This window comes from Clostridium sp. AF20-7 (assembly GCF_003479275.1).
Classification (GTDB): domain Bacteria; phylum Bacillota; class Clostridia; order Lachnospirales; family Lachnospiraceae; genus Otoolea; species Otoolea fessa.
Genome location: NZ_QUGF01000001.1, coordinates 183,273 through 208,724, shown reverse-complemented (window position 1 = coordinate 208,724; position 25,452 = coordinate 183,273). Strand labels below are relative to the sequence as shown.

Below are 25,452 nucleotides of genomic sequence, written 5' to 3'. Positions count from 1 at the left end.
TACATCCCTCCATTCACTAGACCAGTTCCGCTATGAGCCGGTCAACCACCTCCGGTTTCCGTCTGTCCGCCGTCTCTCTGAGCGTCTGACACTCCGCCTCAGCTTCTGCCAGTGCCTGTTTTACGTACTCCTTCCCTCTGAGAGTCAGTTCTTCTTCCTGCTTCACAGCTGCTTCTTTCCCCCTTTTCTGTGCATCTGCGAGCATTCGATCCGCTTCTGCCTCCGCCTCCGCCTTAACGCGGCGTGCATCCTCCGAAGCCTGCGCGACCAGTTCCGATGCCTTCGCCTCTGCGTCCTCGACCGCCTGGATCGTCTCCTTGATCATTGAACCACCACCTTTTCCCCTAATTTTTTTCAACAATAATGCAATATCCTTATTATGTTTCACATCCTCCCATTCCATACAATTCGCTGATTCGAAGCATCAAAAGCACATGGAAAATAAATAAGTTTTCTCGCATTTGTATACTATTATAACTTTTTCAATCAGTTTTGTCTATTAAATGTTTTAATTTTGAAAAGATTATACATACATCTTAATTTATGAAAAAAAATTTCGGTTCTCATGAAAAACAGTGTTTGTTTCCACAAAAAAAGCTGCCAGACAATTGTTGCTCTTCCACAAACCACTGTCTGGCAGTCCCCTATTATATATTTATTTTTATGCGAGCCACCCGATCGAATTAAGGAAATAGACCCACAAAAAGATCGTCACAACCGAGGCGACCGTGCTCAACACGACAAACTGTCCCGCCAGCTCGCCGTCGCCGCCCATGTTCTGCGCCATCGCATAGGACGCCGTCGCAACCGGAGTCGCGTACATTTCAAAGTAAACAAAACGTTCCACACCGGAAAAGCCGAGCAGCGTCGCAACCGCCAGAATCACTGCCGGCAGGATCACCATCTTGAAGGTCATCGACGGAACCACATATTTCAGATTGCCGCCGATCGCATTGAAATGCAGCGTTCCGCCCAGTACGAACAGTGCCAGCGGCGTTGTCAGATTGGCAAACTGCTTGATCGGTCCTTCCACGGAAACCGGAAGTTTAATTCCTAATATATGGAAGATAAAGCCCAGGAGCGCGCCGCGGATCATCGGATTTTTCAGGATATTCTTAATCAAAACAGAAACCGGGACCTTGCCGCCCCGGAACAATTCCAGAATCACGACCGCCGTTATGTTGTAGACCGGAATCACGATCGCCACCATCATCGTCGCCAGCAGTGTTCCCTCCTCACCGAACACGCTGGTTGCCAGCGGAATGCCGAACAGGACGAAATTGCTGCGGTAAATCGCCTGGATGATAACGCCGCGCCGCTCATTTTCCTTTACCAGACGCGGAACCACAGCAAGCAGAACCGCCTGCAAAAGCAGCACGCTGATAATGGCGACTGCCACCAGGCGCAGATTTAATGTCATTCCCTCCGGAATGGAATACAGGTTGTTAAACATCAGAATCGGAAAGAATGCCTGAAAGATCACCTTATTCAGGCGCTTCATAAAATCCTCATCCGCCAGCCCCGACATCCTGACTCCATATCCAAATGCGATATAGAGCAGAAACGGAAGGACTGTATTAAGTGCAAATAAAAAATTTTCCATATAATTCCTGCCACTTTCTTCTTAATTGCTTTGTTCTGGACGCGGTTTCTATCCAGTCAGGCCGCACCCCTTTAATCACCAGATTTATTATATACCCCATCCAAGAAATCGACAAGAAAAATTCAAGCGTGCCAGCCTCATAAACGGTTCCGAAAAAGTTTCGAATTATGTAATACTCGTTTAGATTTATTTTAGATATTGGTCAAAATATGGACACAATTATCCAGTATTATAATGGCATAACATCAATGAGGCAGATGACACTACAAGATGCGCGCAATCGTTATCTGGCTCGACTAACAACAATTTCCTTTATATAGATATTTCTTCGCAGTCTTTTATCCCCCTTCGGCTGTGAAGAACACCCACCTTGGGTACAAAAAAGAGACGGTTTGACGCCGTCTCTTTTTATGTACTCTGCAAACTACCAGGAAAGCACCTCATGACCATCCTCGGTTACCAGCACCTGAATCTCCCACTGGGCGGATGCTTTTCCATCCTTCGTGTATACACTCCAGTCGTCATCGCCATCCACGAATACCTCCTCGGTTCCCTCGTTGATCATCGGCTCGATCGTGAACATCATGCCCGGTGCAAACATCATACCGGTGCCTCTCTGACCAATATAGCCAACCCACGGATCCTCATGGAACTCGATACCAACGCCGTGACCGCCGATCTCTCGAACCACAGAATAACCATTTTCTTCCGCATGCTTCTGGACCGCTTCCGCCATATCGCCCATGAAGCCCCACGGTTTTACCTGCTCCAGACCTAATTCCACGCACTCTTTGACAACGTCCACCAGTTTTTTATGTTCCGGGCTGACATTTCCGATGCAGAACATACGGGAAGAATCCGCATAATAGCCGTGATAAATGGTCGAAACATCCACGTTGATGATATCTCCATCCTTTAATACGACATCCGCTGACGGAATGCCGTGGCAGACCTGATCATTGATGGATGTGCACACGCTCTTCGGGAATCCTTCATAGCCAAGCGGCGCCGGGATTCCGCCCATGCGGGTCGTCTCATTATATACCCACTGATCGATCTCCTCGGTTGTGACGCCAGCCTTGATATGCTCAGCCACATAATCCAGAACTGCCACATTGATTTTGCAGCTCTCGCGGATCCCCTCGATCTGCTCCGGGGTCTTGATCATGTCGTGATCCGGAATCTGGTGTCCGGCATCCGCCGCCTCCATCAGCTTCTCGTCAAACGCCTCATGGCAATGTTTGTACTTCTTTCCACTTCCACACCAGCACAGATCATTTCTTCCTAATTTTTTCATCTTACTTTCATTCCTTTCGTCCTGCACTCCGGCAGCCCGTTTGTCACTTTCTAACAGGCGGGTCAGCCTGCTTCCCTCATTCGGGAGACTGTTTGGAGTTTAACACACCGACGCTGAAAATGCAATGAAATCGCCCTTATCCAGCCAGATTCTCAATAATTGTGTTACTGTTTTTATCCCAAATTTTCACGATTTTTTCAACTTTTTAACAGTCTTCCTCTCTATTTTTCAGAAGAAACATTGTATAATAGAAGCATCCATATGAATTTTTTGAAAGGAGACTTTCTTTATTTAAATGAAACATTCAAGTAAACCTTCTGTTTCTGGAACTTCCAATGAAACTTTCCTGAAAACAGAATCAGCCAGCAGCCTTCAAGGTTCAGCCGAACCCAACTCTCCGGATACCAGCACTTCCAATGGCAGCGAAACATATCCACACAAAATTGACGCCTTAAAAAATTGGTTCCGGACCCGCCCGATCGTTGAAAAATTCTGTGCACTTCCGACATACATACAGAGCTGGGGACTTACCCTGTTTTTCATGGGTACCGCCACGATCATCGCGTTCTGCTTTTTTCATGCGCTCAAAAATCCGACTGCCAACATCGCGCTAACATACATTCTGGCGGTCTTTTTGGTAGCGCGTTTTACGGACGGATACAGCTTCGGTCTGTTCTCCTCCTTTGTCGGCGTTGTCTGCGTCAATTTTCTGTTCACGTATCCGTATTTCGCGCTGGATTTCACGATGGCCGGCTATCCGATTACCTTCGTGGCAATGTTTTCAATTTCCAGCATTACAAGCGCCATCACAAGCAACATGAAAACACAGGCGCGCGTGCTGGCAGAACGTGAAAAGATGCTGATGGAAGCGGAAAAAGAAAAGATGCGGGCGAACCTGCTGCGGGCAATCTCCCATGATCTCCGCACCCCGCTTACCAGCATCATCGGTTCCAGTACCGTATATCTGGAAAATGGAAGCAGCCTCCCGGAGGTTGAGAAAAATGCGCTGGTGCGCCATATTCTTGAGGACTCTAACTGGCTCTTAAACATGGTTGAAAACCTGCTCTCCGTCACGCGTATCAACAATGAGACGGCAAAGGTAACTAAGACCTCAGAACCGGTCGAGGAAGTTCTCTCCGAGGCGATGATCCGCTTAAAAAAGAGACTTCCAGATGCCAATATCCATGTGCGCGTGCCGGAGGAATTCCTGATGGTCCCGATGGACGCCGTCCTCATCGAACAGGTTCTCATCAACCTGCTGGAAAATGCCGTTGTCCATGCTGAAAGCACCGAGCCGATCGAGTGCTATGTGGAATCACTTTCCGACTATGCGATTTTCCACGTGCGCGATTACGGCGTCGGCATCCCGCCGGAGAAGCTGGCAACCATCTTTGACGGCTCTTCTTCGACGACCAGCACTTCGCCGGATGGACGAAAGGGCATGGGAATCGGGCTTTCCATCTGTAAAACGATCATTCTCGCCCACGGCGGCGAAATCAAGGCAATCAACCACACGCGCGGTGCCGAATTTTACTTTACCCTTCCAAAGGAGGACAAATAACATGACACATAAACTTTCTATTTTATTAGTAGAAGATGAAAAAAACATCTGCGACTTCATCTCCACCTCCCTGTCCGCACAGGATTACCGCATTTCCACCGCACACACGGGAAAAGAAGCACTTCCGATCATCACGTCCCAGTGCCCGGATCTGATTCTCCTCGACCTGGGGCTTCCAGACATGGACGGCATAGAGATCATCCGCCAGGTCCGCACCTGGTCCAGCGTCCCGATCATCGTCCTCTCCGCCCGCACGCAGGAACAGGAAAAGGTACGTGCGCTCGACCTTGGCGCGGATGATTATCTGACCAAGCCGATCGGCACCTCCGAGCTTCTCGCGCGCATCCGGACTGCCCTGCGCCACAGCAACCGCTTAAACACAGCTTCTCCGCTTTATAAGCGCCCATTCCATGCAAAGGGACTGACGATCGATTTTGAAAAACATCTGGTATCGGTTGATGGAAGGGATGTCCATCTGACGCAGATCGAGTTTAAGATTATCTCCCTGCTGGCACAGAATTCCGGCAGAGTCATGACGTATGATACGATTATTTCGAATATCTGGGGTCCCTATGCGGACGATGATAACAGTATTCTGCGCGTAAATATGGCACATATTCGAAGGAAACTGGAGCAGAATCCGGCGGAACCGCAGTATGTGTTTACGGAGATCGGGATTGGATATCGGATGATTGAGGATGAGATGCAGTAATAGATAGATTGATTGATTGTCGTGATGCGGAAAGAGGCGTCCGGGAATCTGCGCCGCCTGCGTCTCCAATTATCATTGTTCGCTTGCTTTCGCTACATCTGTTCGTCTGGATCGGACAAAAATGTCCGCCCCAGCCGGACAGCTGGCGTGGGATGCGTACAATCGATAATTGGAACGCTGGCTTTTGATTGTCTATTTTTGTTTTTGTCTGTTTTTTTATTCTACTTCGCTTTCAATGACTCCATCGTATAAACCAATTAAGTCTTCATAGCCATCCGTGGATGGAAGGGTCACTACGACCGGCTCGCCCGGGTTCTGGACTTCGGTCTCCATCAGAGTAATGCAGGTCATTGGCTGGTCGAGGACTTCCATGTTGTATACGATATAGTTTGTCATATAGATAATGTAATCGTTGTCATCCAGCACGTAAGCGCCTTTCATTTCCTGGATGTTCATGTCCAGATTGACATCGGTGCCGAGTGTGTTCATCACGGTTCCGAGGGCTTCTTTGACGTTCTTGTTTAGCTTCTTTGGATTTGCCTCATATGCCAGCACACGTTTTCCATTGACCTCGTTTAAGGAAATGCCCTTCATATAGCTGGATTCCATATTGCTGGTGTTGACTCCGGTCTGGACGGAGGATATGATCTGCTCTAATGGCATCGGGTATTTCAGTTTGACACCGTTGGCATCTACGTAATAGTAGCCGTCCGTATAAAAAACCTGTGAATAGCTGTCCTGTCCCAGAATCGAGGAAGCGACCTGTGCCAGGTACTTGAGATCGGTGGTATCCTGCATATCCATCTCTGCATGCATCGCCATATCAACTTTCATCTGACCGTCCGGAATGACATCCTTTGCAAGTATGACCGAATGGACGCCGCTCTGAATCTCCGCGGACTGAATCGTATTGTTCTTCTCCATCACCCGGTCAAATACCTCCGCCGGATTTTCGGCTGCAAATGCGGTTGTTGACATTGTCATAATGGCTGCTACACTCACAAGTGCGGTTGCTAATTTTTTCATTCCTATTCCCTCCTGTAAACCATTTTTCGAACCATGTCGGCAATCCACTTTATTCCAGAACTTTATTCTCTGAAACATGGAACTCACACCGGCTTTATCTCCAGTATATATAATTTGACAACGCTTGTAAAGCGTATCTACGGGCACTTTTCCTTCCGATTGTTATACACAAACATGAAAATTGCCATCAGGCAGATAATTCCATATCCTAGGAAACTCCAGCCGTCCGGCACCTGCCCGAAGATGAAGAAACCGAGCATCGTCGAGAAGATCAGCTGCGAATAATCGTAGATGGAAATACGGCTCGCCGGGGCATAGCGGTATGCCGCCGTGATCGCAAACTGTCCGCCCGCCGCCGCGCAGCCCGCCAAAAGCAGGATCCCCATCTGCTGCCAGGTCATCGGATGATAGTCAAAAATCAGCCACGGCAGCACAACCACACAGGAAAATACCGAGAAAAACAGCACGATCACCGGTCCCTTTTCTCCTGCCTCTCCCAGTTTCCGCACCATCGTGTACGCCGCGCCCGCGCAGATGCCGCCGAAAAAGCCCAGCAGCGACGGCACAAGTGCCAGATTGGAGAATGTCGGCTTTACCACGAATATACTGCCGAGAAACGCACCGAAGATCAGCGAAAGCTGAATTGGCATAACTTTTTCCTTTAAGATCAGCCAGCTGAACAGCACTGTAAAAAACGGCGACATTTTATTTAGAATCGATGCGTCCGCCAGCACCAGATGATCCACCGCATAAAAGTTACACAGCACTCCCATCGTGCCGAAAATTGACCGCATCAGAAAATACGGCAGATTTCCCCTGCGGATACGAAACGGCTCTCCCGCCCGCAAAAGCAAAACAACCGCTGCCAGCGCCGCCACAAGATTGCGAAAAAAACTCTTCTGCATCGACGGCAGATCGCCCGCCAAATGTACAAACATACTCATCAGCGCAAAACAGAACGCAGACAGCACCAGGCAGGCAATTCCGCGGTATTCCTGCTTCCGGGTGTCCGGATGATTTTCTACCATGTTTTCATTCCCCTTTCCGTCTTCCTATCTTCCAGTATACGCACATCCCACATTTTTGTCTATTCTTGACACAAATTTGTTTCCATACTAAAATAGAGAAACCATTAACAACACTATCATTTGTAAGGAGCCTGTTATTTTGCTGAAATTATTCCATTCCCTCGATTTAAAACTAAAATCCTGCCTGATTGCACTGTTTGGAAGTGCATTTCTGGCATTTGGCCTGTACCATGTCCATTCCTTTTCCGGTGTCACCGAGGGCGGTGTCTTAGGAATGACGCTTCTGCTTGATCACTGGTTCCATATCTCCCCATCCGTGTCCGGCTTCATCATGAACCTCGCCTGCTACGCGATGGGATGGAAACTTCTGGGGCGGCAGTTCATCGCCTACTCCATTCTTTCCAGCGCCAGCTTCTCCCTGTCTTACCGGATCTGTGAGCAGTTTCCGCCCCTGTGGCCGCAGCTTGCCGATATGCCGCTTGCCGCATCCCTGCTCGGCGCGGTCTTCGTCGGCGTCGGTGCCGGGCTCTGCGTGCGGATCGGCGGTGCCCCGGGCGGGGACGATGCGCTTGCGATGAGCCTTTCCCACGTGACGCACATCAAAATCCAGTGGATCTACCTCCTGTCCGATTTTGCTGTACTGGTGCTTTCACTGAGCTACATTCCGTTAAACCGCATGGTATATTCCATCCTCACGGTACTCCTGTCCGGACAGATCATCGGGTTTGTGCAGACCGCGGGAACACATCCAGTGGAAAATATGGAAACTTGATCGTTTTCATACGGTTCTCCCGGTTTCAAACGTGCCTACCCGTGAACAGTAATGAATTTTCTATATTTTTTGATTTTTTTTAAAAAAACGCTTGCCAAATCAACCGACCTATGATATTATATAACTCGTTGAAGCAATGCTTCAGAAATGCGCGAGTGGCTCAGTTGGTGGAGCGCGACCTTGCCAAGGTCGAGGCCGCGGGTTCGAGTCCCGTCTCGCGCTCTTTTTATTTTATAGCGGAAACCTTTTCATTTTCATGAGGGTTTCCGCTATTTTCGTTACTGGTCACAGTTACACTTTTTCTTTTCAAGGGAGTATTTTACCATGATACAAAAAGTAAGTTCTTTTCTCAAAAAGGATACCGTTTTAACCATCGCCCTGGCTCTGGCTGTCCTTTCCATGTTTATCATACCACCGTCCGCCGGATACCTGAAATATCTGGATCTGCACACACTGATCCTGCTCTTTGGCCTGATGACAGCAACCACAGGCCTCCAAAACATCGGTTTCTTTCGACAGCTCGGGGAATTACTGCTGCTTCGAATCCATTCACTCAGGCAGCTGGAACAGCTTCTGATTCTTCTGTGTTTCTTTTCCAGCATGCTGATCACCAACGATGTGGCCTTAATTACCTTCGTTCCATTCGCTCTGGAACTACTGCGGATGGTAAACCGCAAAGACCGGATCGTTCCGGTTGTCGTCTGCCAAACACTGGCAGCCAACCTCGGCAGCATGACAACTCCGGTGGGGAATCCCCAGAACCTGTATCTGTATTCCCACTTTGAGCTTTCACTTGATACATTTATCCGGAGCATCGGTCCATTTTCGCTGCTTTCATTGGTTTTGCTGCTGCTCGTCACAATGTTTACACCAAGGGAGACTATCTCACTAGATACAGCCGGTAGAGATACAACCTCCGATGAGACCTTTCCTAAACGCTGCCTTTTCTGCTGTCTGGGAATGTTTTTCCTGTGCCTTTGCACCGTAGCCGGTCTTCTGCCTCTTCCAATCCTGTTTATCTGCATTCTGGCGATTGGCTGTCTGGCAGACCCGAAGATCTTCTGTCAGGTGGATTACTCTCTCATCCTGACTTTTATCGGATTCTTCATCTTCATCGGGAATCTGAAACACATTCCTGCGGTAAGCTCCCTGCTTTCCAGTATGATCACGGGACACGAAGTGATAGTCTCCGTTCTGGCCAGCCAGGTAATCAGCAACGTTCCGGCCGCCATCCTGTTGTCCGGATTTACCGAAAAAGGAGTTTCCCTTCTGATCGGAACTAACCTCGGCGGTCTCGGCACCCTGATCGCATCCATGGCGAGTCTTATTTCTTACAAATATATCGTCCGCTCCTGCCCAGAGAAAAAAGGAATCTACTTCCGCTGGTTCACGATTGCAAATGCGGGATTTCTAGCAGTCCTGATGGCGGTATATTTTCTGGTTTTTTATAGCATCTGATAAAAAAGAATGTGCCTTGGCACATCCGGGCGTCTCGCGCGGTCGCTTGCGACATGTTCCTGCTTCGCGCGAGTGCACATCCTCGCGGAGCGTTTTTTGTTTCATAGGACGTAATTTCCTATGAAACAAGAAAGCCCCCAGAGCGGCAACTCTGGGGGCTTTCTTAATTTTAGGCAACAAAAAAAGCGGGTGATGGGAATCGAACCCACGTATCCAGCTTGGAAGGCTGGTGTTCTACCATTGAACTACACCCGCATGATAAATTATGAAATTGTAATGCCCAGAACCGGAATCGAACCAGTGACACGAGGATTTTCAGTCCTCTGCTCTACCAACTGAGCTATCTGGGCATCCTGAGGAATCCTGTGATTCTCATGTTCGCTCTTGTTCAGCGACATGAGTTATTATACTAGAGAGTCTTTTAAATGTCAACTATTTTTTTCTACTTTTCTAAATTTTTTCAAAAACTTTTTCAACTTGCTGTTCCTGCCGCACAGCCAGCGTCCACATCTTCATCTCCAAATTTTCCGTAAACAATGGAAAAACCGACTCTTTTTCATTTTCCTGCATCTTTTTGATTTTGATGGTTGACAAATCCTTTTGGGTGTGTTTATAATGCATGTAACGAAGAACACAGATAAACCGATGAGGAAGAGGAGTATCTGACCTATGTATCGCCACAGAGAGTTCCGGATGGTGGAAACGGAACGCCTTACCGTCAGTGAATGGACTTCCGAGGGCAGCCTTGAACGATTGTTTCAGTAGGGGCTGACGGGACCCCACCCGTTATCCATCGGGGCACGTATGATGGTACGTGTAAGCGAGTGGACATTTTCACAAATGTCAATTTGGGTGGTATCGCAGAAGTTTACGCTTTTGTCCCATGTATGGGGACAGAGGCGTTTTTTAGTTTCTGGAAACATTCTCAGTAAAATCTTTCATCACGGCGCGCGGCGCCAAACCAAAGAGAATCTTCTTTCCAGACACATTCTTTACTCTGCTCCGGCAAGGCAGACTGATACATCTGCCATCCAAAACAAATATCAAAATAAGAATAAAGAATGGAGAAAATGACTATGAAAAAGAATCTGAAAAAATTATTTGCACTTGGATGCACCGCAGCCCTGACACTGACAACCGCAGGATGCTCTTCCAGCACATCCAGCAACGCTTCCGAAGCAGACACCACCGCCGAAACCTCTCAGGAAGCTTCCGCGGACAAAGAAATTTATAATGTAGCGATTGTCAAACAGCTCGACCACGCTTCCCTCGATGAGATTGCAAATGCAGTCGAGGCAGAGTTAGATAAAATCGCCGAGGATAACAATGTAACCATTCACTACGAACTGTACTCCGGCCAGAATGACCAGACAACCTTAAAGCAGATTGGTGATCAGGCGGTTGCTGACAGTGTTGACGCCATCATCCCGATTGCAACCCTGGCTGCACAGGTAGCGACCGTATCCGCACAGCAGACCCAGACACCGGTTGTCTACGCCGCTGTTTCCGATCCGGAAGCCGCTGAGCTGACCGGCATCGACTATGTAACCGGTACCAGCGATGCGCTGAACACTGAGAAAATCATGGATATGATTTTTGCCGCAAACCCAGATGTTAAAAATGTGGGGCTTTTATATTCCTTATCCGAGGCAAACTCAACTAAACCGATCGCGGATGCAAAGGCATACTTAGATGAAAAAGGTATCTCCTACACCGAGCAGACTGCAAATACCAACGACGAAGTAATTACCGCTGCCTCCTCCCTGGTTGCTGACAAAGTAGACGCTGTCTTCACTCCTACCGACAATGTCATCATGGCAGCTGAGCTGGCTATCTTCAAGGATCTGGCCGATGCAGGCATCCCGCACTATGCCGGCGCTGATTCCTTCGTCCGCAATGGTGCATTTGCCACCTGCGGCGTCAACTACACGGCTCTTGGTACACAGACCGCTGACCTTGCTTATCAGGCAATCACCGAAGGCATGGACAGCATGGAAGACTACTACACCGCAGAAGGCGGCATCGTAACCGTAAATACCGAGACTGCCAAAGCCCTGAATATCGACACAGCTGTATTCAAAGATTTTGGCGATGTTGTAGAGGTTACGACCACCGAGGACTAATACCCCTCATCCGGCGGCACTTTGATTTTCATTTGACTGACTTTCATGTACTCTCAGAACCGTAAGACAGACCAGACGCCAGCCGCATCCCCCGCTTACCACGCGGCTGGCGCATCTGCCTTATGAACGCTCTGGGAGTACAAATCATTCTACGGAGGTAATTTCCCATGCTTCATATTTTACAAACCGCTCTGGAACTGGGATTTCTGTATGCGCTGGTGCCGATGGCGCTGTTCTTGAGTTTCCGCATACTGGACATCGCGGATATGACGACGGACGGCTGTTTCGTCCTCGGCACAGCGGTATCCGTCACAATGGCTGCGGCAGGGCATCCATTCCTCGCGGTTCCGGCTGCCATGCTTGCAGGCATCTGCGCCGGATTTGTCACCGCATTTCAGCAGACCCGTCTCGGCGTGCCGTCCATTCTCGCCGGTATCATCACCAATATGGGACTCTACACCATCAATCTGATGGTAATGGGCTGGAGTGCCAACGTGAGTCTTTTAAAGACAGAGACCATCTTTTCCCTGCTTCAGAAAACCGGTATCGGGGGTGACTGGTATGAAGCACTTCTGGCAATCTGCGTAACTGTGCTTGCGGGCGCACTGCTCGTCTATTTTCTCGGTACCCGTCTGGGACTCTCCATCCGGGCAACCGGCAACAACATTGACATGGTGCGCGCCTCCTCGATCAACCCGACATTTACCATTACGGTCGGCTTATGCATCGCCAATGCGCTGACCGCACTCTCCGGCGCAATGGTCGGTCAGTACCAGAATACCGCCGACATCAACGGCGGCACGGGTATCGTCGTGATCGGTCTTGCCTGCCTGATCATCGGTGAAACCGTCCTCGGACGCCGCGGCGTGGCAAGAGGTGTCATCGCCACCGTCATCGGTTCGATTATTTACCGTTTTATCTACGCTATCGTCCTGTATACAAAAATCATGCCTGTACAGGGGCTGAAACTGGTCACCGCTGTGATCGTAGCGCTGGCAATCGCATTTCCGACGATCCGGAAATGGGCGGCATTCCAGACACGTAAAAATGCAGCGGCACGCCGGAAGGGAGGACACGGAGCATGTTAAATATTCAGTCGATATCAAAAACCTTTAATCCGGGAACTGTCAACGCCAAACAGGCGCTCTCCGGGCTGTCCCTGCATCTGGATCACGGCGATTTCGTGACAATCATCGGTTCCAACGGCGCCGGAAAATCGACCCTGTTCAATGCGATTGCCGGCAGCTTCTACGTCGATGACGGCTTTATCGAGCTGGACGGCGAGGACATCACCTATATGCCGGAGCACAAGCGCAGCCTGATGGTCGGCCGCCTCTTCCAGGACCCGTTAAAGGGAACGGCGCCGGGCATGACGATCGAAGAAAATCTTGCCCTCGCCTATCTGCGGACCGCAAAGGGGAAATCGCCATTTTCCCGCATTTCCAAGAAAGATAAGGATGCGTTCCGCGAACGCCTCTCCCTCTTAAATATGGGGCTTGAAGACCGGATGACCCAGCCGGTCGGACTTCTCTCCGGCGGTCAGCGCCAGGCGCTCACCCTGCTCATGGCAACCCTCATCACGCCGAAGCTTCTGCTGCTCGATGAGCACACTGCCGCCCTCGATCCGGGAACAGCTGAAAAAGTACTGGAGCTGACGAAAAATATCGTTGCTGAGGAGAAAATCACCTGCCTGATGATCACCCACAATATGAACCAGGCTCTGGAGCTCGGAAACCGCACGCTCATGATGGCAAACGGAAATATCGTGCTCGACGTCGGCGGCGCAGAGCGCGCTTCCATGACTGTCGAGGATCTGATCGCCCGCTTCAAGACCGGCGCAGGCCACGCGCTGGATAATGACCGGATTTTATTGTCGGAATAATTTTAAAAAAGCAAAAAATTCAAAAAGTCCCATCCTTTCAGATTTGAATCTGCATAAGGATGGGACTTTTTTATATTTCTCTTATCCAATTTCTATTTCCCAAGCACATCCGAAAGCGCTGCAAACTGCGCCAGCGTCAGCGTCTCGCCGCGCACGGACGGGGAAAGTCCCAGCGACTCGATTGCGGCTGCGATCTCTTCCTTGCTAAAGGAGAGATCCTGCGCGTTGGAAAGCCCGTTCTGCAGGGTTTTCCGGCGCTGGTTGAAGGACGCGCGGATGAGGCGGAACATTAAATCTTTATCCTTTACCTCCACCGGCGGCTTCGCATGGCGGGTCAGGCGGATGACCGCTGAGCCGACATTCGGACGCGGAATGAAGCAGTTCGGCGGCACATTTGCCACGATGTACGGCTCGGCATAATACTGAACCGCCAGCGACAGGGCGCCGTAATCCTTCGAGCCCGGACCTACCTGCATCCGGTCTGCGACCTCTTTCTGCACCATAACCGTAATGTTGTCGATCGGCGCGCCGCTCTCAAACAGCCCCATGATGATCGGGGTCGTGATATAGTACGGCAGGTTCGCCACGACCTTAACCGGACGTCCGCCGCCTTTTTCTTCCGCCATTTTTTTTATGTCAATCTTTAAAATATCTTCATTGATAACAGTTACATTTTCGCAGTCCTGAAGCGTATCTTTTAAGATCGGAATCAGATTTGTGTCGATCTCCACGGCGATGACCTGTCCTGCCGCCTGTGAAAGGCGCTGTGTCATCGTACCGATGCCAGGACCGACTTCCAGGACGGTGTCCTCCTTGGTCATGCCCGCCGCTGAGATAATCTTGTCCAGCACGTGCGTATCAATCAGAAAATTCTGACCGAATTTTTTCTGGAAAGCAAAATTGTATTTCTGTATTACTTCGATTGTATTCTTCGGGTTTCCAAGATCCATTCCGAAAATCCTTTCCCGGGTGTCCGGGACACCCCTTTTTACGGTAACCGGTACAGCCTCCGCGCATTCTCTTCAGTCGCACGGACGATCTCTTCCGGTGTACATTTCTTGATTTCTGCCAGCTTTTCCGCCACATATGGCAGGTTCAGTGAGGAGTTGCGTTTGCCGCGGTTGGGAACCGGAGCGAGGTAGGGGCAGTCGGTTTCGAGTACCAGACGGTCGAGCGGCGCCATCTCGGCTACTTCCAGAAGCTTTTTCGCGTTCTTGAAGGTCAGTACGCCGCCGATGCCTAAGTAAAAGCCCATCTTTAAATACTCTGCCGCCATCTCTTTTCCATAGGAGAAGCAATGAATCACACCGCCTATCTCCCCGGAGTGCTCTTCCTTCATGATATCGAGCGTATCCTTCGCCGCGTCGCGGCTGTGGATGATGACTGGAAGTTTTAATTCCCGCGCCAGATTTAACTGGCGGTGGAACCATTTCTTCTGGGTCTCATGATCCGGCTCTTCCCAGTAATAGTCGAGACCGATCTCACCGATCGCCACGATCTTCCCGGACTGTGCCAGCACACGGAGTTCGGCAAATTTTTCCTCGTCAAGCTCCGCCGTGCTGCTCGGATGGACACCTGCTGCCCCATAGATAAACGGATATTTTTCCGTCAGGGCAATCGTCGTCTTCGTGCTTTCCATATCCGCGCCGACATTGACGACCGTGCCGATCCCGCCTGCTGCCAGACCGGAAAGCAGTTCTTCCCGGTCCCCGTCAAACGCCTCATCATCGTAATGAGCGTGTGTATCAAATATCATATAAGTTATATCCTTTTTTTCTTAGCAGATCTCCGCACCCGCCGGCATCTCTTTCTCCGTTGTCATCAGGGACAGCTTTCCGTCTGCATCCTCGGCACACAAAATCATGCCCTCGGAGAGCAGACCTGCCAATTTCGCCGGTTTTAAGTTGGTCACAACCATGACTCTCTTGCCGACCATCTCCTCCGGGGAGTAGGAATGCTTGATGCCGCTGATGATCTGGCGCACTTTGCTTCCGACCTGAACCTGGGAGCAGAGAAGCTTCTTGGACTTCGGAACTGCCTCGCAGGAGAGGATCACGCCAACCTGGAACTGCAGTTTTGCAAAATCATCGTAGGTAATCTCTGCTTTCGGCTCGATATCGATGCCCTCGGCTTTCTCGTCCTCTTCCTTCTCCGGCTCTGCCTTTGCAGCAACTGCCTTCTTCTGCTCTTCCTGGATAACTTTGACTTTCTTCATCACATCGTCGAGTTTCAGGCGGGCAAAGAGAACCTCCGGCTCCTCAGTCACCTTATTTCCGGACGGATAACGGCCAAATTCATCCATCTGTGGCAGTTCACGTTTTACGGTATTTAATTCTTTTAAGATCTTCTCCGAGGTCTCCGGCATGAAGGATTCAAGCAGGGACGCACCGATCGTGATAGACTCAACCAGGTTGTAGAGAACAGTCGCAAGACGATCCTGCTTGTCCTCTTCCTTTGCCAGAATCCACGGGGTTGTCTCGTCAATGTATTTGTTGCTACGGCGGAAAATATTGAAGATCTCGGTGATCGCATCGGCAACGCGCAGCTTATCCATCTTCTCATCGACCTTGCGGACTGCTTCCAGCACTACCTTCTTCAGATCCTCGTCCACCGGCTCCGTCACGCCCTTGTCGGCTACCACGCCGCCAAAGTACTGGTTCGTCATCGATACCGTTCTCTTTACGAGGTTGCCAAGGATATTTGCCAGATCCGAGTTCAGTCTCTCTACCATCAGCTCCCAGGTAATAACGCCGTCGTTCTCAAACGGCATCTCATGCAGAACGAAGTAGCGGACTGCATCCACGCCAAAGAAATCAACCAGTGTATCGGCGTAAATCACATTTCCCTTGGATTTACTCATCTTGCCGTCGCCCTGTAACAGCCACGGATGACCAAATACCTGCTTTGGAAGCGGCAGGTCGAGTGCCATCAAAAAGATCGGCCAGTAAATGGTATGGAAACGGATAATATCCTTACCAATCAGATGCAGGTCTGCCGGCCAGTATTTCTTGAACAGCTCGCCGCTCTCGCCGTCGCAGTCATATCCAAGACCGGTGATATAGTTGGTCAGTGCATCCAGCCATACATATACAACGTGCTTCGGGTCGAAATCAACCGGAATCCCCCATTTAAAGGAAGTACGGGAAACACACAGATCCTGCAGGCCCGGAAGCAGGAAGTTGTTCATCATCTCATTTTTACGGGAAACCGGCTGGATGAACTCCGGGTGCTCATTGATATAATCGATAAGTCTCTGCGCATATTTGCTCATACGGAAGAAATATGCCTCTTCCTTCGCCGGCTGTACCGGGCGTCCGCAGTCCGGGCATTTGCCGTCTACGACCTGAGACTGGGTCCAGAAAGACTCGCACGGGGTACAGTAAAGTCCCTCGTAGCAGCTCTTGTAAATATCGCCCTGATCATAGAGCTTCTTGAAAATCTTCTTTACCTGCGCCTCATGATCCTCGTCGGTGGTGCGGATAAATTTGTCGTAGGATGTATTCATCAGATCCCAGATCGTCTTGATCTCACCCGCCACGTTATCGACAAACTGCTTCGGCGTGATGCCAGCCTCATCTGCCTTTAACTCGATCTTCTGACCATGCTCATCGGTGCCCGTCTGGAAACGCACATCGTAGCCCTGCGCTCTCTTGTAGCGCGCAATGCTGTCCGCCAGCACGATCTCATAGGTATTTCCGATATGCGGTTTGCCCGATGTATAGGCAATCGCAGTTGTTATATAGTAAGGTTTCTTACAGTTCTGACACATTTATCATGCCCTCCTTATTAAAATTGCGCTTTAAATTGTGTTCTTCACAAAAAAAGCCTCTAACCGCCCATGGTTTTCCATCTGCGATTAAAGGCAAGCCACCTTCTTTTCTCTGCCTTTTCTTCATATATAAATATATAGATTAAGTCTATCTGTTTTGCATCCCTTTGTCAAGTATGGTATACTTGCAGACATATATATTTGTTTTGGAGGTATTATATTATGCAGAAACGCTTTTCCTTCCCGCCCCTGCCGCGCACAGCGCTCGCGATCGCTGCAGCTGCTGCCCTGGCGCTCTCCGGATGCGCTGGTTCTTCCGGCTCAGGAACCCCCGCCGAATCCTACGCCGCTTCCGGGCAGACTGGTTCTCCTTCCAATGCATCGTCCGATGCTGCCAGCGAACAGGCGCGTTTTGATGCGTTTCTGGCACACCAGTTTCAAGAAAGCGTGCAGGACGATCCGCTCTCCCTTCATTTTCTTGTCCGGAATCCGGAAAATTACGGTATCACCGAACCGGAGATGAAATTTCCAGAATATTCCCTGGAACAGCTTCAAAAAGATTCCGAGGAAAACGCGGCCGTTCTTGAGGAACTTTCTTCCTTCGATACCTCTCTCTTGACCTCCGACCAGCTCTTCACCTACCGGATGATGAAGGACACACTGGAGACGGAAGCCGGCTCGAAGGGACTGGAACTCTACAATCAGCCGTTAAGCGCCCTGATCGGCACGCAGGCGGAACTTCCGACCTTATTAGCCGAATACACATTTTACAACCGTGCCGACATCGACCATTACCTGGCACTGCTTTCGCAGATCGACACATATTACAAGCAGCTCGCAGCGTATGAACAGGCGCAGGCAGACGCCGGTCTCGCACCGTCCGACGACACCATCGACCGGATTTTAAAATCCTGTAAAAGCTACCTCATCCGCCCGGAAAACAGCCTGCTGACGGAAACATTTGCCTCCCGCTTAAATGCGGTTGAGGGCTTAAGCGATGCAGAAAAGGCGTCCTACAAAGCAAAACATCTGACCATTTTAAAGGAACACTTTATCCCGGCATATACAAACCTCTCTAAAGCACTGGAATCGCTCAAGGGCTCCCATCCGGAGGCAGGAGGACTTAGCACCTACGAACACGGTAGGGAGTATTATGCCTATCTTGCGGCGGCGCTGACCGGCACAGATTCTTCGGTCGATGCGCTCAAAACGCGGATTGAGAAGCAGATGCAGGCAGATTTATCCGAAATCCGCGTCCGCTTAAAGGAACATCCGGAACTCGTCCGGCAGATGACCGACTCTGCCATCACACTCTCCGATCCGGATGAGATCCTTCAGAATTTACAGGTGCAGATTCAGGATGATTTCCCGGCGCTTACAGATACCTCCTACACGCTCAAATACGTCCCGGAAGCGCTGGAATCTTCCCTATCCCCGGCGTTTTTCCTCGTACCGCCGATCGATTCCGACGGTTCCAACACCATTTACATCAACGAAAAAGCAAGCACTGAGCAGAACCTCTACACCATGCTGGCGCACGAGGGCTATCCGGGGCATCTCTACCAATCGGCTTATTTCAATGGCCGGGAGCCGGTTCCGGTACGGCGGCTTCTTGCCTGCGGCGGCTACAACGAAGGCTGGGGACTCTACAGCGAACTGTACGCCTACTCCTTCGACAACGGACTGCCGGAAGCGGTCAAACCGCTGATGCGCTGCAGCGAAGCCAGCAGCTACGGGCTGTACGCGCTTCTCGACATCTGCATCCACTATGATGGCTGGGATCTCGCCACAACCACCAGTTATCTGGAAAATTCCTACGGATTTACGGATCCGGAATCCGCGCGCGAGATATACCTGGCAATCATTGATAATCCGGGCAATTACCTGAAATACTATACCGGCTATCTGGAAATCCTGACCATGCGCCAGGAAGCCGAGGAGGTACTTGGAAACAAATTCAACGCCAAGAGCTTCCACCAGTTCATCCTGAACATGGACGGCGCTTCCTTCCGGGTCATCAAACCGTATTTTCAAACATGGCTGATGACGGAGAAATTACACGTATAAGAGAAAAAGAGCGGTATCTCCCTGTATGCATCCGCAGACTTCAGGGATCCCGCTCTTTTCGCATTTTCATGCTTTAGTTTACTTTCTTGTAATTCTTCTCAAAGCTCATCGGACCGTCGCCGATCTTCTCGCCTGCTACGCTCAACTCCAGCGTCTTTGCCTCGTAGTTCTGGATAAATGTATTGGCAATGGCCATGACAACCAGCTTGTCAGAGGACTCCTTTAAGGAGGAGAGATCCAGCGTCAGGGCGCCGTCCTTCTGCTCAAATTTATCCACGGTGATTCCCTCTTCAATGACGCCCACCTCTGCCATCTTATCAAGCAGTTCCTGTGCATCCAGCTCATCGCCGTCAATGCCATCCATATTCTGTTTTAAGCCGCTCTTATCAGATTTTACAGAATATACGCAAACCGTTACCGTCGGATCTGCATCCGTTACCACCATGCTTTCTTTCTCAGCCACGCCGTCTACAGTCTCCTGCTGCGCCGCACCTGCCGGGGCAGTTCCATGTTCGCTGGTTTCTCCTGTATTCCTTGCCGTCGGCGCACATGCGCCCAGAACAGCTGCCATCATAAGACCAGCTGCCATTACCATAAATTTCTTCATAATGTACCTCCTTGTATTCTCCTCGCAGCAGTTGCTTCACGGTTTTCGCAACCGTTTTTGTCTTTCACACCTGTTTCCATCCAGTGCAGACTACATCCATTCTTTTTACCGCTGCCCATCCTTACTCCTAAACCACTGATTCAGCTTCATCAGCGCCTTTACCAACGTCTGCATCTCATCTTCCGACAGATCGCTTGTCAGGCTCTCGATCATCTCCCGATGGAACCGGGCGTGATGCCCATACGCTTTTCTGCCCCGCTCTGAAAGAGAAATATATACGACCCGCCGATCCTCGAGTCCCCGGCTTCGTTCCACATAGCCCTTTTTGACCAGGCTGTTCATGGCAATCGTGAGCGTTCCCACCGTAACGGACAGTTCTCTGGCAATCGATGACATATTTTTCGGTTCACCAATCCCGATCGCTTCGATCACATGCATATCGTTATTCGTGATGTCTTTAAACTCCGGCGTAATGATTACCTTCTGTTCTATGTCCATCACATCGCGGAACAGCGTCACCAGAAGCTCATTCAGCGTCTCATAATTTCCCACAGTTTTCCCTCTCATCCTTGGTTTCAGCGCGCAAAACGGCAATTTACCCTACCGATTATACAATATTCTGTGCGGCAAGACAACTAGCAAATTTCTTACATCTTCTCTTATAACATGGCACTTGTTACTGTTCACGCACACGTGCCCAGTAACGGAATTTGCCGATGCTTCGCATTCCAAACCGGCAAAATCTGCAGCCAGAACTGTATCGTATGGAATTTTCAGTTCAGAAAATTCCTACCCGTGAACAGTTACCATAGCACTACATAAGATACTCGCCACAAGCCCCGCGAACGTTGCAATCAGCGCCCCCGCAAGCGTCCATCGCGTCTTTGAGATCCGCACGGTCAGATAGTAGACACTCATCGTATAAAAAACCGTCTCCGTGCAGCTCTCAAGAACCGACACCATCATGCCGAGCCGCGAATCGGGTCCATACGTTTTAAAAATATCTAAGAGCAGCCCCGTCGCCGCCGAACTGGACACCAGACGCACCAGAAGCAGTGGAACCACCTGTGCCGGTATATGCAGAAATGCCGCCGGTCCCGCCAGCACCCCGGAGAGGAAATCGAGAAAACCGGAGGTCCGAAGCACGCCGACCGCCGCCATCAGTCCCACCAGCGTCGGCAGGATTCCAGCCACCGTTTTAAGCCCCGCAAGCGCCCCTTCGATAAAATCATCAAAAACCGGGCGTTTCTGAAGCACCGCAAACCCAACGATATAAAACAAAACAACCGGAACCAGGTATTCAGAGAGGTAATTGATGCAGCGCATTTGACGGCTCCCGTGTCTATACTTGTTTTATATGTATGGTTTGAATCCGCGTTCTATGATAACGGATCTGTTTCCAGAGCCCCTTATTTTAACAAGGGCATTATAGGGGATAAATTTGTTTTTTGTGTGAAATTTTCCCCCTACATGACGCCAAATTGCGTTTTCTATTTCCAGCCATCCTTTTTTATTGATTTATATTGCTTTCTCCTGCACATCACGCGGCACACCGCCACTCCTGCCAGAGTACTGACACAGGTCGCCAGGAACGCCGGACCGGCCACTGCCAGCGGGTGCGCCGATCCGTACTGGCTCCGGTAGGCAATCATATTGATAGGAATGAGCTGCAGCGATGAAATATTTACGACCAGAAACGTACACATTTCATCGCTCGCCGTTCCCTGTGTGACCACCGCCGGATCCCCCGCCGCTCTCCGTTCCTCCTCCAGTTCTTCCAGCTCCTTCATCGCCGTAAGCCCCGCCGGGGTCGCCGCCCAGCCAAGCCCCAGCATATTGGCAATCATATTGGCGGCCATCGAAGAAAGCGCCGGATGACCCGCTGGAATGCGTGGAAAGAGGAAATGAAGCACCGGCCGCATCCCCGCCGACAACTGCTCAATCAGCCCCGCCCGCCGTCCGATCTCCAAAATTCCCGTCCAGAACGCCATCACCCCCAGCATCGTGATTCCCAGCGAGACTGCATCCCCCGCCGCTGCAAGCATTCCCTCCGTCACCGCCCCCAGCGTCCCATGCACCGCCGCCCAGCCAAGCCCCGTAAGCATCATAAACGCCCAGAGTGCATTTAACATGCATCTACCTCCCTGCTGTCATATGGTACGCTCAGAACATTTTATACTCAGACAAGTATAAAAAGACGCCAAACATACATCATAAATAGATACAATTATATCGTTTCTTTTCGTCCATTCCGCTTGCATTTCAGAATTTGGATCTTTAAAATAAGAACTATCATCTGCTTCACATGACAGATATTCTTTGAAAAAGGCCATTTTATATGGATTCTCCTGCCAAAAACCGTGAAGACATTGAAATATGATTTAATATTATGAAAACGAGGTATTCAGAATGAAACAATCCGCAGATTTAAAGCGTCTCCTCACCTCCATCGATCACAAAAGCTATCCGGCTTACAAGGACGTGCGCGGCGCTTATGATTTTAATACGTATATTTTATCCATCGACCATGTACAGGGTGACCCGTTTGCGTCCCCTTCCAAGGTCAGTGTCCAGGTCCGCCACGCGAAAGCCGGATTTCCGGCAGAACTCTTTGATACGCCGTGGAAAAAAACAGCGCTTGAAGATTACCTGCTCCGCTGTTTTTCCCGTGAAATCGGTCGTCTTTCTTTCAAGGCAAAAGGTTCTGGAAAAAGTGGTCTGATCGCCACCAGCCGCCCCGGTCAGGAGGTCCTCTCCCGGACCGCCTGCGAGATCGGAAGAAATGAGATTACAGCCCGTTTCGAGGTTGGTTTCCCGGCATTCGGGCGCACCATCAACTCCGGTGAACTGATCCGGATTTTCTTTGATTTTCTTCCAGGCTGTGTCGAAAACGTCTTTTTCTACCGCCGCCAGAACAACGCCGAAATCAAAAAACGCATCACGCTGGCAGACGACCAGCAATTTATCCGCAATGAGCTGAAACGCTTAGATCTCGTCTCCTTCGTCGCAGACGGCTCAATCCTGCCGCGTGAAACCGGCGTCTCCGACCGTCCGATGAAGGGCAGTGTTGCGTTCCATTCCCCGGATTCCTTAAGAATCACTCTGAATCTTCCGGGACACGGTCCGATCTCCGGCATGGCAATCCACCGCGGCATCACCCTGATCGTGGGCGGCGGCTACCACGGCAAATCCACACTGCTAAAAGCGCTGGAATCCGGCGTCTACAACCACATTCCGGGGGATGGACGTGAATATGTCATCACCGATGAAACCGCAGTCAAGCTGCGCGCCGAGGATGGACGCAGCATCAACCACGTTGATATTTCCCTCTTTATCCGGGATCTGCCGAACAAAAAAGACACCACCTGCTTTTCCACCGCCGATGCCAGCGGCAGTACCTCCCAGGCGGCAGCCGTGATCGAAAGCATTGAAGCGGGAACCCGCGCTTTCCTGATCGACGAGGACACCTCCGCTACCAACTTCATGCTGCGGGACGACCTGATGCAGCGCATCGTCAGCCGCGATAAAGAGCCGATCACCCCGTTCATCGAACGCGCCCGCGATCTCTACAAGCAGGCAGGCATCTCCACCGTCCTCGTAGCTGGAAGCTCCGGCGCCTACTTCTTCATCGCAGACACTATTATCCAGATGGATGCATACCGCCCGTTTGATATCACGGAGATGGTAAAAAATACCTGCGAACAGGAGGCTTCCAAACCCGCCATCCAGGCGCCTGGGTTCAAGCTCCCGACGGCTGGACGGAAGCTGGCGGCTGACGGAACAGGACGGGCTGTGGGCGCGATGGCGCTGAATTTTGGCGACAGCCGCGCAGAAGCAGGCGGTGAATCTCAGGAAGAGGGCGAAAACAGCGGTCGTTTGGGACGGTTTGGCAATCGCGGCGGCAGCGCCTCCGATGCAGGACGCTTTGAACGCGGTCGCGGAGGACGCCGCGAAGCTGACCGAAATTCGGACCGGAACACGCGTATCAAAGTCCGTGTCCACGACAAACACTCTTTCCAGGTTGCCAAAGAGCCGGTCGATCTGCGCTTCGTCGAACAGCTTGCCGACAGCGAGCAGACCGCCGCACTCGCCCAGATGGTGCGCTACTGCCTGGAAAAAGGGCTTCTGGAGCGCTGCACCGTACAGGAAACGGTTGCCACACTCTTAAAAGCCTATGAAGCAGACGGGCTCTCTGTGTTCAGCGATGCTTCATATGCCGCCATGGGACTGGCAATGCCGCGCGTGCAGGAGATTTATGCTTGTTTAAATCGTTTTAGGGGATGATTTTTAAGATAAATATAAAAAGAGGGCTGCATTTTACAAGCCCTCTTTTTATATTTTTGCATTTTACACTGAACTATTTGCAAATTTCATCTTGGCTCATCCCTGAACCCTGCCAAAATCTATCCTACCCTTCGCACAGCGCCCGCATCACGCCCTCAACCGTCTCTATCTTCTCTGCTCTCCACGCGTTTCCGCCGCAGAAAATCAGAGCATGATCTTCATCACCGCGGGCGGCATTGACGAGTGCCTGCGTGATGCAGTATGGGATCTTCGCCGGATCACAGTGTTCCAGACACTGGTAACAGTGTGTCACTGCCTGTCTTCCTTTTTCCAGTTCTTTTAAGAACGCATTCTTGATCGCACGTCCCGGCATGCCGACCGGACTTTTGACAATCACGATGTCCTCTTCCTTCGCATCCAGATATGCCTGCTTATATGCCATCGGTGCATCGCATTCCTCGGTTGTCACAAAACGGGTTGCCACCTGCACGCCGTCCGCGCCAAGCTCCATCTGGTGCATCACATCCGCATGGTCGTAGATGCCGCCAGCCGTCACAACCGGAATCGATTTGCCATATTTCTGCGCGTATTTTTTAACCAGCGCGATAATTCCCCGCACTTCCTCGTCATATTCCGCCTGATGGAATGTCTCGGCTGCGTGCGGCGTGTCTACCTCCAGCTCAGTCAGCTTCTCACGGTCAAATCCCAGATGTCCGCCCGCCAGCGGTCCCTCAACGACCACCAGATCCGGTGCGGTCTGGTACTTGCGGTCCCACATCCGGCAGATGACCGTCGCCGCCTTAACGGAGGAAACGATCGGCGCAATCTTCGTCGCCGTCCCTTTCACATACTCCGGCAGGGAAACAGGAAGTCCTGCGCCCGATATGATCAGGTCAGCGCCCGCCTTGACCGCCGTTTTAACGTACTCCGCATAGTTTTTCGTCGCCACCATGATATTAAAGCCCACGATACCGCCCTTCGCGATCGCGCGCGCCTTCTGTAACTCTGAACCGATCGCGCGCAGGTTCGCCTCCTGCGGATGTTCGGCAAAATCCGGCTCCCGGAAACCGATCTGGGCAGTGGAAATAATGCCGATGCCGCCAGCCCCCGCCACGGCTCCTGCCAGCGAGGACAGGCTGATGCCAACCCCCATACCGCCCTGGATGATCGGAAGCTTCGCCGTCAGATCACCAATTTTCAGCGGTTTTAACTGTGATAAAATTGTACTCATACGATCTCCTATATTCACAAAGGGGACCGCCG

General features: G+C 50.8%; 22 protein-coding genes, 3 tRNA genes and 1 other annotated feature. Of the genes, 10 read left to right on the top strand and 15 right to left on the bottom strand.

Annotated elements, in window-relative coordinates; genetic code table 11:
* Nucleotides 1-16: 16 nt before the first annotated feature.
* The 3 genes from DWX68_RS00995 to DWX68_RS00985 form a co-directional block, all read right to left on the bottom strand.
* Nucleotides 17-358 carry a hypothetical protein gene (locus DWX68_RS00995; RefSeq protein WP_147354031.1) on the bottom strand — a complete coding sequence of 114 codons (342 nt, stop codon included), beginning with the start codon at nucleotides 356-358 and terminating at the stop codon, nucleotides 17-19.
* Between the two features lie 303 nt (nucleotides 359-661).
* Nucleotides 662-1,603, bottom strand: a complete 942-nt coding sequence (locus DWX68_RS00990; RefSeq protein WP_117796527.1) for an AEC family transporter — start codon at nucleotides 1,601-1,603, stop codon at nucleotides 662-664.
* A 424-nt stretch (nucleotides 1,604-2,027) separates the two neighbouring features.
* On the bottom strand, nucleotides 2,028-2,900 hold the full coding sequence (locus tag DWX68_RS00985) for a methionyl aminopeptidase (RefSeq protein ID WP_022358671.1): 873 nt from the start codon (nucleotides 2,898-2,900) through the stop codon (nucleotides 2,028-2,030).
* 295 nt (nucleotides 2,901-3,195) lie between these two features.
* Between DWX68_RS00985 and DWX68_RS00980 the strand changes: the two genes are divergently transcribed.
* Both DWX68_RS00980 and DWX68_RS00975 read left to right on the top strand, forming a co-directional pair.
* Nucleotides 3,196-4,461: a DUF4118 domain-containing protein gene (locus DWX68_RS00980; protein WP_118469030.1), complete on the top strand. Its 1,266-nt coding sequence runs from the start codon at nucleotides 3,196-3,198 to the stop codon at nucleotides 4,459-4,461.
* Between the two features lies 1 nt (nucleotide 4,462).
* On the top strand, nucleotides 4,463-5,173 hold the full coding sequence (locus tag DWX68_RS00975; RefSeq protein WP_118469028.1) for a response regulator: 711 nt from the start codon (nucleotides 4,463-4,465) through the stop codon (nucleotides 5,171-5,173).
* Between the two features lie 216 nt (nucleotides 5,174-5,389).
* Here the strand turns inward: DWX68_RS00975 and DWX68_RS00970 are convergent, their stop codons facing one another.
* Both DWX68_RS00970 and DWX68_RS00965 read right to left on the bottom strand, forming a co-directional pair.
* On the bottom strand, nucleotides 5,390-6,199 hold the full coding sequence (locus DWX68_RS00970; RefSeq protein WP_118628410.1) for a hypothetical protein: 810 nt from the start codon (nucleotides 6,197-6,199) through the stop codon (nucleotides 5,390-5,392).
* Between the two features lie 137 nt (nucleotides 6,200-6,336).
* Nucleotides 6,337-7,227 (bottom strand): DMT family transporter, encoded by an 891-nt coding sequence (locus DWX68_RS00965; RefSeq protein ID WP_118626949.1) that lies wholly within the window; start codon nucleotides 7,225-7,227, stop codon nucleotides 6,337-6,339.
* A 139-nt stretch (nucleotides 7,228-7,366) separates the two neighbouring features.
* On the opposite strand from DWX68_RS00965, the gene DWX68_RS00960 reads away from it, so the two are divergent.
* From DWX68_RS00960 to DWX68_RS00950, 3 genes are all read left to right on the top strand, one after another.
* Nucleotides 7,367-7,999, top strand: a complete 633-nt coding sequence (locus DWX68_RS00960; RefSeq protein ID WP_233430219.1) for a YitT family protein — start codon at nucleotides 7,367-7,369, stop codon at nucleotides 7,997-7,999.
* Between the two features lie 149 nt (nucleotides 8,000-8,148).
* Nucleotides 8,149-8,221, top strand: a tRNA-Gly gene (locus DWX68_RS00955).
* A 102-nt stretch (nucleotides 8,222-8,323) separates the two neighbouring features.
* Complete coding sequence (locus tag DWX68_RS00950; protein WP_107000838.1) at nucleotides 8,324-9,457, top strand: SLC13 family permease; 1,134 nt, start codon at nucleotides 8,324-8,326, stop codon at nucleotides 9,455-9,457.
* A gap of 184 nt (nucleotides 9,458-9,641) precedes the next feature.
* On the opposite strand, the gene DWX68_RS00945 is transcribed toward DWX68_RS00950, so the two are convergent.
* Both DWX68_RS00945 and DWX68_RS00940 read right to left on the bottom strand, forming a co-directional pair.
* Nucleotides 9,642-9,712 (bottom strand) — tRNA-Gly (locus DWX68_RS00945).
* Between the two features lie 22 nt (nucleotides 9,713-9,734).
* Nucleotides 9,735-9,807, bottom strand: a tRNA-Phe gene (locus DWX68_RS00940).
* Nucleotides 9,808-10,093: 286 nt separating this feature from the next.
* Nucleotides 10,094-10,344, top strand: a binding site (T-box leader).
* 189 nt (nucleotides 10,345-10,533) lie between these two features.
* Between DWX68_RS00940 and DWX68_RS00935 the strand changes: the two genes are divergently transcribed.
* The 3 genes from DWX68_RS00935 to DWX68_RS00925 all read left to right on the top strand — a co-directional run bounded on the left by DWX68_RS00935 (nucleotide 10,534) and on the right by DWX68_RS00925 (nucleotide 13,462).
* Nucleotides 10,534-11,580, top strand: a complete 1,047-nt coding sequence (locus tag DWX68_RS00935) for an ABC transporter substrate-binding protein (protein ID WP_118628409.1) — start codon at nucleotides 10,534-10,536, stop codon at nucleotides 11,578-11,580.
* A gap of 167 nt (nucleotides 11,581-11,747) precedes the next feature.
* Nucleotides 11,748-12,668, top strand: a complete 921-nt coding sequence (locus DWX68_RS00930; RefSeq protein ID WP_022358461.1) for a branched-chain amino acid ABC transporter permease — start codon at nucleotides 11,748-11,750, stop codon at nucleotides 12,666-12,668.
* Nucleotides 12,662-13,462 carry an ATP-binding cassette domain-containing protein gene (locus tag DWX68_RS00925; RefSeq protein ID WP_022358462.1) on the top strand — a complete coding sequence of 267 codons (801 nt, stop codon included), beginning with the start codon at nucleotides 12,662-12,664 and terminating at the stop codon, nucleotides 13,460-13,462. The genes DWX68_RS00930 and DWX68_RS00925 overlap by 7 nt, the downstream gene beginning before the upstream one ends.
* 92 nt (nucleotides 13,463-13,554) lie before the next feature.
* On the opposite strand, the gene rsmA is transcribed toward DWX68_RS00925, so the two are convergent.
* The 3 genes from rsmA to metG are packed head-to-tail and all read right to left on the bottom strand — an operon-like array spanning nucleotide 13,555 to nucleotide 17,231.
* Nucleotides 13,555-14,412, bottom strand: coding sequence for a 16S rRNA (adenine(1518)-N(6)/adenine(1519)-N(6))-dimethyltransferase RsmA (rsmA, locus tag DWX68_RS00920; protein ID WP_118522242.1), 858 nt, complete (start codon nucleotides 14,410-14,412; stop codon nucleotides 13,555-13,557).
* Between the two features lie 38 nt (nucleotides 14,413-14,450).
* On the bottom strand, nucleotides 14,451-15,218 hold the full coding sequence (locus DWX68_RS00915) for a TatD family hydrolase (protein ID WP_107000843.1): 768 nt from the start codon (nucleotides 15,216-15,218) through the stop codon (nucleotides 14,451-14,453).
* A gap of 21 nt (nucleotides 15,219-15,239) precedes the next feature.
* Nucleotides 15,240-17,231 (bottom strand): methionine--tRNA ligase, encoded by a 1,992-nt coding sequence (metG, locus tag DWX68_RS00910; protein ID WP_118468863.1) that lies wholly within the window; start codon nucleotides 17,229-17,231, stop codon nucleotides 15,240-15,242.
* Between the two features lie 222 nt (nucleotides 17,232-17,453).
* Between metG and DWX68_RS00905 the strand changes: the two genes are divergently transcribed.
* Entirely contained in the window at nucleotides 17,454-19,298 is a 1,845-nt protein-coding gene (locus DWX68_RS00905; RefSeq protein ID WP_118628408.1) for a DUF885 domain-containing protein, read from the top strand.
* A gap of 73 nt (nucleotides 19,299-19,371) precedes the next feature.
* On the opposite strand, the gene DWX68_RS00900 is transcribed toward DWX68_RS00905, so the two are convergent.
* From DWX68_RS00900 to DWX68_RS00885, 4 genes are all read right to left on the bottom strand, one after another.
* Complete coding sequence (locus DWX68_RS00900) at nucleotides 19,372-19,905, bottom strand: GerMN domain-containing protein (protein WP_022358467.1); 534 nt, start codon at nucleotides 19,903-19,905, stop codon at nucleotides 19,372-19,374.
* Between the two features lie 105 nt (nucleotides 19,906-20,010).
* Nucleotides 20,011-20,457 (bottom strand): MarR family transcriptional regulator, encoded by a 447-nt coding sequence (locus tag DWX68_RS00895; protein WP_022358468.1) that lies wholly within the window; start codon nucleotides 20,455-20,457, stop codon nucleotides 20,011-20,013.
* 237 nt (nucleotides 20,458-20,694) lie between these two features.
* On the bottom strand, nucleotides 20,695-21,231 hold the full coding sequence (locus DWX68_RS00890; protein WP_022359373.1) for a hypothetical protein: 537 nt from the start codon (nucleotides 21,229-21,231) through the stop codon (nucleotides 20,695-20,697).
* 164 nt (nucleotides 21,232-21,395) lie between these two features.
* Entirely contained in the window at nucleotides 21,396-22,037 is a 642-nt protein-coding gene (locus tag DWX68_RS00885) for a nucleoside recognition domain-containing protein (RefSeq protein ID WP_118628407.1), read from the bottom strand.
* 277 nt (nucleotides 22,038-22,314) lie between these two features.
* On the opposite strand from DWX68_RS00885, the gene DWX68_RS00880 reads away from it, so the two are divergent.
* Nucleotides 22,315-24,189 (top strand): ABC-ATPase domain-containing protein, encoded by a 1,875-nt coding sequence (locus DWX68_RS00880; protein ID WP_118628406.1) that lies wholly within the window; start codon nucleotides 22,315-22,317, stop codon nucleotides 24,187-24,189.
* 124 nt (nucleotides 24,190-24,313) lie between these two features.
* Here the strand turns inward: DWX68_RS00880 and DWX68_RS00875 are convergent, their stop codons facing one another.
* Nucleotides 24,314-25,420 (bottom strand): nitronate monooxygenase family protein, encoded by a 1,107-nt coding sequence (locus DWX68_RS00875; protein ID WP_107000849.1) that lies wholly within the window; start codon nucleotides 25,418-25,420, stop codon nucleotides 24,314-24,316.
* Nucleotides 25,421-25,452 lie beyond the last annotated feature (32 nt).